This window comes from Actinomadura fibrosa (assembly GCF_900659615.1).
Taxonomy (GTDB): Bacteria; Actinomycetota; Actinomycetes; order Streptosporangiales; family Streptosporangiaceae; genus Spirillospora; species Spirillospora fibrosa.
In genome coordinates this window covers 20,506-28,488 of the sequence record NZ_CAACUY010000119.1, presented here as the reverse complement: position 1 = coordinate 28,488, position 7,983 = coordinate 20,506, and the positions used below count along the sequence as shown (strand labels likewise).

General features: G+C 73.9%; 7 protein-coding genes. 3 read left to right on the top strand and 4 right to left on the bottom strand.

Annotated elements, in window-relative coordinates; all coding sequences use genetic code 11:
• Together E1300_RS30405 and E1300_RS30400 are read right to left on the bottom strand one after the other, a co-directional pair.
• On the bottom strand, positions 1–423 hold a 423-nt coding region (locus E1300_RS30405; protein ID WP_165503054.1), incomplete at its 3' end, for a substrate-binding domain-containing protein.
• A gap of 473 nt (positions 424–896) precedes the next feature.
• A complete protein-coding gene (locus tag E1300_RS30400; protein ID WP_131760535.1) occupies positions 897–1,193 on the bottom strand; it encodes a hypothetical protein in 297 nt (98 codons plus the stop codon).
• A gap of 196 nt (positions 1,194–1,389) precedes the next feature.
• On the opposite strand from E1300_RS30400, the gene E1300_RS30395 reads away from it, so the two are divergent.
• Positions 1,390–2,091 carry a hypothetical protein gene (locus E1300_RS30395; RefSeq protein WP_131760534.1) on the top strand — a complete coding sequence of 234 codons (702 nt, stop codon included), beginning with the start codon at positions 1,390–1,392 and terminating at the stop codon, positions 2,089–2,091.
• An 83-nt stretch (positions 2,092–2,174) separates the two neighbouring features.
• On the opposite strand, the gene E1300_RS30390 is transcribed toward E1300_RS30395, so the two are convergent.
• On the bottom strand, positions 2,175–3,242 hold the full coding sequence (locus tag E1300_RS30390; RefSeq protein WP_131760533.1) for a zinc-binding dehydrogenase: 1,068 nt from the start codon (positions 3,240–3,242) through the stop codon (positions 2,175–2,177).
• Between the two features lie 205 nt (positions 3,243–3,447).
• Here E1300_RS30390 and E1300_RS30385 point away from each other — a divergent pair, with 205 nt between their 5' ends.
• On the top strand, positions 3,448–5,973 hold the full coding sequence (locus E1300_RS30385; protein WP_131760532.1) for a M14 family zinc carboxypeptidase: 2,526 nt from the start codon (positions 3,448–3,450) through the stop codon (positions 5,971–5,973).
• 64 nt (positions 5,974–6,037) lie between these two features.
• Here E1300_RS30385 and E1300_RS30380 read toward each other — a convergent pair whose 3' ends face one another.
• Positions 6,038–6,706 carry an aminoacyl-tRNA hydrolase gene (locus E1300_RS30380; protein ID WP_131760531.1) on the bottom strand — a complete coding sequence of 223 codons (669 nt, stop codon included), beginning with the start codon at positions 6,704–6,706 and terminating at the stop codon, positions 6,038–6,040.
• Positions 6,707–6,873: 167 nt separating this feature from the next.
• Here E1300_RS30380 and E1300_RS30375 point away from each other — a divergent pair, with 167 nt between their 5' ends.
• Positions 6,874–7,959 carry an Rv1352/Rv1906c domain-containing protein gene (locus E1300_RS30375; protein WP_131760530.1) on the top strand — a complete coding sequence of 362 codons (1,086 nt, stop codon included), beginning with the start codon at positions 6,874–6,876 and terminating at the stop codon, positions 7,957–7,959.
• The last annotated feature ends 24 nt before the right edge of the window (positions 7,960–7,983 follow it).

The following is a 7,983-nucleotide window of genomic DNA, read 5'->3' as shown; positions in this document are numbered from 1 at the left end:
GACGTAGTAGTCCGACACCCCGCCCAGCGTCAGCCGGTCGTAGTCGATCGTCTTGACGCCCTGCGACTGCGCCTTGCGCTGCACCGCCGCCGCCGAGTTGGAGTCCAGGCCGTCCACGACCAGGACGGTCGCGCCGCTGGTGATCATCTGGTCGGCGATGGTCTGGAACCGCTGGGTCGAGCCCTCGGCGTTCTGGATGTCGTACTGCACGCCCGCCGCCTTGAACGCCTGCTCAAGGTAGGGGCGGTCGAAGCTCTCGTAGCGCGTCGACGAGACGGTGTCCGGCAGGATCACGCCGACCTTGCCCTTGGCCGAGCCGGACGCGGAGTTCGAGTCACCGGAGTCGTCGTCGCCGCCGCACGCGGACAGAGTGAGCGCCGCGGCCGCCGACAGGGCGGTGAGGCACAGGATCCCCTTGCGCATAGCCCGGGTCCTTTCTGGGGGTGGCCGCGACACGGCGGCCGGGGGTTCGCGTCGCCGGGTGATCAAGATCACGGACCAACCGGCTTGAATGTTGTGTCCCGCAACTTATGTCGCGTTCGCCCGTCGCGCCAGACCTCGGGTCCGGCTAATTTGTTGTGAGCGGTAACAATCCCGTAACGCGAGATCAACGTGGGGGAAACCTCGGGACACGGGGATCGTGCCAGGAAGCGGCCATGAAGCGGGCACGGGCACGGCGTCCGGACGGCTCCGGCGGAAATGTTCGGGGCCTCAACATTCACCCCGACCGCCCGTCAACCCGGCGCGACGAGAGGGCGGCCCGGCCGGACGGAGGCGGGCCGGGCGAACGGTCCGGGCGGCCTCAGCGACCGGGGCGGCTCGCGGGGCGGGCACCGACCGTGATCATGCAGGCGGCTCCCGGAGTGCGCCGGGCCGGCGCTGCATGACCACGTGTCTCAGCGGGCGGCGAGGACCAGCGCGACCCGTGCGGCCGCGGCGGCGACGTCGTCGGCGGTCGCGATGCGCTCGGCCCACGACCACCAGTACCACCACCCGTCGGCGCCCTGTTCCGCCAGGATGTTCTCCGTGAGGGCGGACGCGTCCGGGTTCATCACGTGCAGGCTCGGCGACTGGCCGCGGGGCAGGGTGAGACGCACCCGGAACCCGCGCTTGGCGAGCTCGTCGCCGAGCTCTTCCAGATATTCGATCCGCGTCTTGGCAGGCGCGGCCGTTCCCGTATCGTCAGGCGTCATCCTCGTGTCCCCATGGATTCCGCGCGGCCCGACGAGACCTCAGCCTCCCGCTTCGCCGCCGCGTCCGCAAGCTTCCCGCGCGGGTCGGCGGGACGCGCCGCGCGGGAGGTCGCGGGCGGGCACGCCGGCCCGGGCCCCGGGGAACCTATCCGGGATATGTTGCGCCTAACAGCCGAACGGGAAGATGGGGACAGCGATGGCGTCGAGCGCGGGGGCGGATCCGAAACTGACGCGGCCCGATCAGAAGCTGCCGGAACGGCCCGCGAACGGCGACGGCGGCGCACCGGCGGGAGCGCCGGACGACGTGCCGAACGACGTGCCCGGCGGTGCCGGCGCGGCCGCGCCCAGCGGCGGCGCGGCGGGACGCGGCGCGGCGGTGACCTGGCAGCGCTTCCACTACGCGGTCGGCGTGTTCCTCGTGGCGTACGGTCTGACGACGCTCCTCGGCGGGGGCCTCCAGTGGGACGACCGGCGCGAGGAGCTGGAGACCTACTTCGACTCCGGGCCCGCGGGCGCCATCCTCATCGCCGTCAAGGCGGTCGAGGTGCTGCTCGTCGTCATCACGGTGGTGGGGCTGGTGCGCCGGCGGGACGTGTGGTTCGTCCCGCCGCTGGCCGGCTGGATGGCCGGGTTCGCGATGTTCGCCGTGCTGGACGTGCTCAAGGGCCGGTGGGGCGGCCTCGTCGAACACCTCGTGTACCTCGCGGGCTTCGTGGTGCTGCTGTTCCTCTCCTACGGGCTGAGCGCGAAGGCGCAGCTCGGCAACGCCCGGCGCGCCGCCGCGGCGGGCGCCGCGCCCGCGGGGGACGGCGCGGCCGGTGGAGCGCCCGGCGAGGGTCGCCTCACCCGCACGCAGGAACTCGCGATCGCGGCCCTCAACCGCCTCCCGCGCCGCTGACCCGCTGACCCGCGCGAACGCAGGGACGTGGGCACGCGCCGACACTTGAACGCCAGGACGCGGATACGTCCGGGCGCGGAAGCTCAGGGGACGACGATGATTTTCGCGTCCGCGTCCGGGCGGGACAGGCGGGCGAAGGCGTCGGTGAGGCCGTCGAGGCCGACGGTGCCGGTGATGATGGACCCGGCGTCGACGCGCCCGTCCGCGATGGCCTGAAGGGTGGCGCCGTACTCGGCGGGGAGCGCGCCGAACGTGCCGCGGATCGTGAGCTCCTTGCTCACCGCGACGCCGGGCTCGACGAGGTCGGGCTGCATGCAGACGCCGACGACCATGACGGTCGCGCCGGCGGGCGCGCCGTCGATCACCTGGTTGAGGACGCCGGGCACACCGACGCACTCGAAGACGACGGCGGAGCGGACGGACGTGCCGAACAGCTCGGCGGCGATCCGGTCGACGGTGCTGGTCGGGACGCCGAGGTCCGCCCACCGTTCGTAGGGGGACGCGGTCGCGGGGTCGATCGTCTCGTCGGCGCCGAGGCCCTCGGCGAGCGCGCGGCGCTTGGCGGCGAAGTCCACGGCGAGGACGGGGCCGATGCCGCGCGCCTTCAGCGCGGCGACGACGCCGAGCCCGATGGGGCCGAGCCCGAGCACCACGGCGACGTCGCCGTCGGCGATGCCGCTGCGCCGCACGGCGCGCGTCCCGACGGCGAACGGCTCGGTGACGGCGGCGGCCTTGGGGTCCAGGCCGTCCGGGACGGGCAGCGTGAGGCCCTCGGTGAGGATCATGTACTCGCCGTAGCCGCCGGGGTACATGGGCGCGTAGCCGATGATCCCGGCGCCCTGCGGCCCGATGCCGATCGGCGGGCCGCAGACGGCGCTTCCGACGGGCAGCCTCCGCTCGGTCCCGGGCCCGTAGGCGACGATCTCGCCCGCGAACTCGTGCCCGAAGACGAGGCCGTCGCGCGGGTCGTAGGGGGTACCGCCGGAGCGCCGGGTGGTCTCGACGAAGGCGTCGGGATCCTGGAGGGCGTGCAGGTCGGAGCCGCAGATGCCGCAGGCGAGCGTGCGCACGAGGAGCTGGCCCTCCAGCGGCACCGGGTCCGGCACCTCGGTCACGATCATGGTCCGGTCGGCGGTCAACGCTGCGCGCATGCGCGGCCTCCAGTTGGGGGGGCAGGTTCGGCGGGTCTGCGCCGGGAACGGCTCGTCCCCGCACCGAACCACGCTCGGGGCCGGAGCGGTAGTGTCCGCACCACCGATCACCGGCGGGTTTTCCGTCGAAAGGTACGGCACGGCGGCGGATGTTGGCAGATGTTGCCGTTGGTGAACGTCCGGCCCGGTGTCAGCTTTGTGGCGCATGAGAGCGAGAAATCTGGCGTGGTCGGCGGTGCTGGCCGCGTCCCTGGTGGTGCCCGCGTCGCTCGCGTCCACCGCCGCCGCGCAGTCCCCCGGCGCGGCCCCCTCGGCCGGGTGCGACCCCACCGGGACCGCACCCGTCTACCGGGGCAAGGTCCCCTCCCCCGAGCAGGTCCTCGGCTTCGATCTCGGCGAGCGGCAGGCCACCGCCGCCGAGTCCGACAGGTATCTGGAGGCGGTCGCCGCGGCGAGCGATCGGGTCGTGTCCGGGACGCTCGCCACGACCGCGCAGGGCCGTCCGCTGAAGTACGCGATCGTCGGACGGCCCGAGCTGGTCGGCAGGGCGGGCCTGGCGAAGGTGCGCGGCGAGGCGAGCCTGCTGCGCGATCCCCGCACACCGGACGCGCTGGCCAAGCGTCTCGCGGAGCGTGGCGTCCCGATCCTGTGGGTGAGCGGCAACGTGCACGGCGACGAGCCGAGCGGGACCGACGCGGCGCTCAAGGTGCTGCGCGACCTCGGGGACCGGACGGACTGCGCCGCCGAGACCGTCCTCGGCAACGCGCTGGTCGTCGTGCTGCCCACGCAGAACCCGGACGGCCGCGAGCTCGCCACCCGGCAGAACGCCTACGGCTTCGACATGAACCGCGACTGGTTCGCGCGGACGCAGCCGGAGACGGACGGCAAGCTCGCGATGCTCAACCAGTACCCGCCGGCGCTCTACATCGACGCGCACGAGATGGGCGGGACGTCGTACTTTTTCCCGCCGAACGCCGACCCGATCTACCACGAGACGCCCGAGCAGGCCGTCTCGTGGATCAACGACGTCTACGGCGCGTCGATGGCGGCGGAGTTCACCCGGCAGGGCATCGACTTCTTCAACCGGGACGTCTACGACCTCTTCTACCAGGGCTACGGCGACTCGGTCCCGACGACCGCGTTCCACGCCGCCGGGATGACCTACGAGAAGGGCGACGGCAGCCCGTACCCGGAGCGGGTCAAAGAGCAGTACCTCACCCAGTGGGTGTCGCTGTCCGCGGCAGCGCGCAACCGGCACAGGATCCTGACCGAGTGGCACCAGATGGCCGTCGACGCCTACCGGCAGGGCGAGGCGGGACGGCTGGAGCCGAACCAGATCTACAACCCGCCGAACCAGATCGACCGTCCGGTGCCCGACCGGAAGGTCCGGGAGTACTTCTTGCGGGACGACCCGGCCAAGCGCGCCGAGGTCCACACGATCGTGCGGAGGCTGCAACGCATGGGCGTACGCGTCGACAGGCTCGTCCACCCGCTGACCGTGCCGGACTTCAAGGCGTACGGGCGGCCGGAAGCGCGCACCACGCTCCCCGCCGGGACGTTCCGGATCTCCATGGCGCAGGGGCAGAAGCACTGGATCCAGGCCATGCTCAACGAGGACTCCTACACGCCGTTCCCGTACTTCTACGACGTGACGGCGTGGAGCATGCCGCTGCTCGGCAACGTGTCCGGCGGCTCGTCGGGCGCGGAGCTGCGCCCGGCGGCCGTCCCGCTGCCGACGCTGCCCGCGCCGCGTCCGGGGCATGAGGGGCGCGCACCGAGGATCGGCGTGCTGCAACTGTCGGCGACCTCGACGTCGGCGCGGCAGTCGGTCGGCTGGCTGCGGCAGCGCCTCGACCGCGAGTGGAGGCTGCCGTACACGCTGCTCACCCCGGCGGACGTCGCCGCGGGCAGGCTCGCGGGCGTCGAGGTGCTGATCGTCCCCAACGGACCGGCTCCGGCGGCGAGTACCGCGCTCGGCGAGACGGGGCGCGCGGCCTTGCAGCGGTGGGCGCGGGACGGCGGCCGGTACGTCGGCTGGCAGGGCGGCACGCAGCTCGCGGCGACGCTCGGGCTGACCACCGCGACGCTGACCGCGCCGACGTCCGACATCCCGGGCACGCTGTTCCGGGTGAAGGTGGACGCGGGGAGCCCGCTCGCGAAGGGCGTGGGCGGGACGGCCTGGAACTTCACGTCCTACGACCCGGTCATGCGGGCGTCCACGGGCGTCGTCGCGTCCTACCCGGCGGTGGACTCGCCCGACTGGTTCGTGTCCGGGTTCCAGAGCGGCGCGTCCGAGCTGGGCGGCACCGCCGCGGTCGTCGACCAGCCGGTGGGCCGGGGCCGCTCGGTCCTGTTCGCGGCGGAGCCGAACTTCCGCGCGTTCAGCGACGGCACGGCGAAGCTGCTCTACAACGCCGTGCTCGGCGCGAACCCGCGGAACGCGGCGGCGCCGCAGCCGTCCGCGACCGCGAAGGCGGCGGAGCAGGCGGCCGGGCTGCCGTTCTTCGAGTCGCCCGTCCGGGTGTCGGTCAAGGCGGCGGACGCGGCGGCGACGGCCTCGGTCCTCCGCTCGGTCGGCGCGACATGGTCCGAGCGGCGCGCCGGCGATGTCGTCCACTACGTGGTGGACAACCCGCGCGGCCTGTCCGCCGACCACCACCCGTTCGCCGGACGCCTCCCGTCCCTGATCAGGAAGGCGGGGATCACGCCCGTCGCGGTGACGCTGCCCTGAGCACGTGCTCGGGAGGGCGTGCTGCCCGGGGCGTGCCGTCCGCGCGGACGGCACGCCCGGGGTGTCAGCGGACGATCCAGGCGATGGCGGTCATCGTGCCGGGCGGGACCTCGGTGAAGCCGCCGTCCCGGACGGCGACGGTCGCGCGCTTCACGCAGCGCTCCCACGGGACGTCCCGCGCCAGGTGGACGCGGGCGCCGCCCTCCAGCCAGGCCGCCACGTCCTTCCGCTTCCCCTGGCGCAGCAGGAGCTGGGCCGCGTGCCCGCACTGCGCCGCGGCCTTGCCCGTGGTGATCGTGACGCCGGGGTTCAGCGCGATCGCCGCGTACGGCGGCTCCGGCGATGGCTCCGGGTCGCCGTCCTCCAGGTCGAGTCCGGCGACCTGGAGCTTCGCCAGTTCCGGCGGGACGTCCGCGACCGCGGTCGGCGGGAACGCCCGCACCTCGGCGCCCGCGTGCTCGACGGTGACGCCCGGGAGCGCCTGCGCCTCCGGCCAGCGGACCCCGCGCGCACGCCGCGTCACCTTGCGGATGCGGCGCGACTCCCACTCGCGCACGGCCTCGTGCCACTCCCCTCCGGGCTCGGTCGCGCGCGGGTCGGTGAGCAACCGCACGACCGCGGTCGCCGCGGCCTCGCACGCGGCGGAGTGATTGGGCGGATCGGCCTTCTCCGCGCGTACCACCAGCTGCATCGCCCAGGGCGGATCGTCGAGAGGGTCGTAGTCAGGTCTCACCCATGGAGTATTCCAAACGTGATCCAACGCCCGGTACACGGCTTTCCGGAGGCGGATGCGGGGTACTGCAACTCTTACGGTCCCCCGGACGTCGGTCTTGTGCGAGAGGACGGGCCTCGTCCGGGAGGGCGAGGGGCACGGCGGAGGAGTCTGGTCGGAGGTCGCCGGTGACCAGTGGCGCGTGGAACGAGTCCATCCCCGGAGTCGGGACGTTCTTCGTCGGCATCGACGTCGCGCCGGGCCGCTACCGGTGCGACGACGGCAAGGGCGGCTGGTGGGTCCGCTTCACCGGGCCCGGCGGCGGCGACCCGGTCGGCTCGTGGCCGCTGCCCGCCGGCCCCACCGAGATCGAGATCGCGCCGACCGACTTCGCGTTCGAGACGCACGTCGGCACGTACTGGCGGCGGATCGCGCCCGCCCGCGCCCGCGGGGACGGCGCCGCCGCGGAGCCCCGCCCGGTCGCCGACCCGGCGCTGCGGGCCGAGCTCGACACGATCGTCGCGCGCCGCCGGCCGCTGATCTGGCTGGCCCCGCTGACCGTCCTCGGCCTCGGCCTGATCGGGTCGCCGCTCCTCGGCTCCCTCTGGCTGCTCGGCCTCGGCATGCTCGCCGTCCTCGTCGCGCTCGGCACCCCCTCGGTCTCCCTCGACCTGCGGCGCGCCCGCGAGCTCGAACGGCGCCGCGACCGCTACCTCACCCCGGAGGACTTCGACGACACCGGCCGGGCGATGCTGCTCCGCGTCCAGACGGCGGTCGACGCCGTCCGCGACTCGGAGGTCAACCGGGAGGGGCTGCTCGACACGGTCGACAACGCCGTTACGCTGCCGCGCCAGGAGTGGGAGATCGCGCAGGTGCTCGCGCGCCAGTCGAAGCTGCGCACCGAGCAGGAGGAGGCCGCCGCGGCCACGGCGCTCCCCGAGGTCGAGGCGGCGCTGCGGCCGCTGCGGGAGAAGCTCGACCTCTCCGTCCAGGCGGTGACGCGGCGCGTGGAGGCGCTGGAGCGCTACGCCGAGCGCGCCCGCGCCGCCGACGAGGCGCTGGTCGCGCACCGCAGCCTCGAAGCCCTGGCCGGCAAGGCGCACGAGTACGACGAGCTGGTCGCCGACACCGTCCGCGACGACCTGGCGCTGCCCGCGATCGAGCGCCTCGCCGAGCAGGGCGAGGCGCTCGTCCGGACGCTCCGCGACCGCCTGGCCCAGGCCGCGGAGGCCGGCGCCGAGGCCGAGCCGCCGGAACTCCCGCCGTCCGCCTGAGGGCGCGTCCCGGCGACGGGCGCG

Bases quoted from the DNA above. Each gene is read 5' to 3' on its own strand.
- E1300_RS30400 (WP_131760535.1), bottom strand. From the start codon at position 1,193: ATGACGCCTGACGATACGGGAACGGCCGCGCCTGCCAAGACGCGGATC.
- E1300_RS30395 (WP_131760534.1), top strand. From the start codon at position 1,390: ATGGCGTCGAGCGCGGGGGCGGATCCGAAACTGACGCGGCCCGATCAG.
- E1300_RS30390 (WP_131760533.1), bottom strand. From the start codon at position 3,242: ATGCGCGCAGCGTTGACCGCCGACCGGACCATGATCGTGACCGAGGTG.
- E1300_RS30385 (WP_131760532.1), top strand. From the start codon at position 3,448: ATGAGAGCGAGAAATCTGGCGTGGTCGGCGGTGCTGGCCGCGTCCCTG.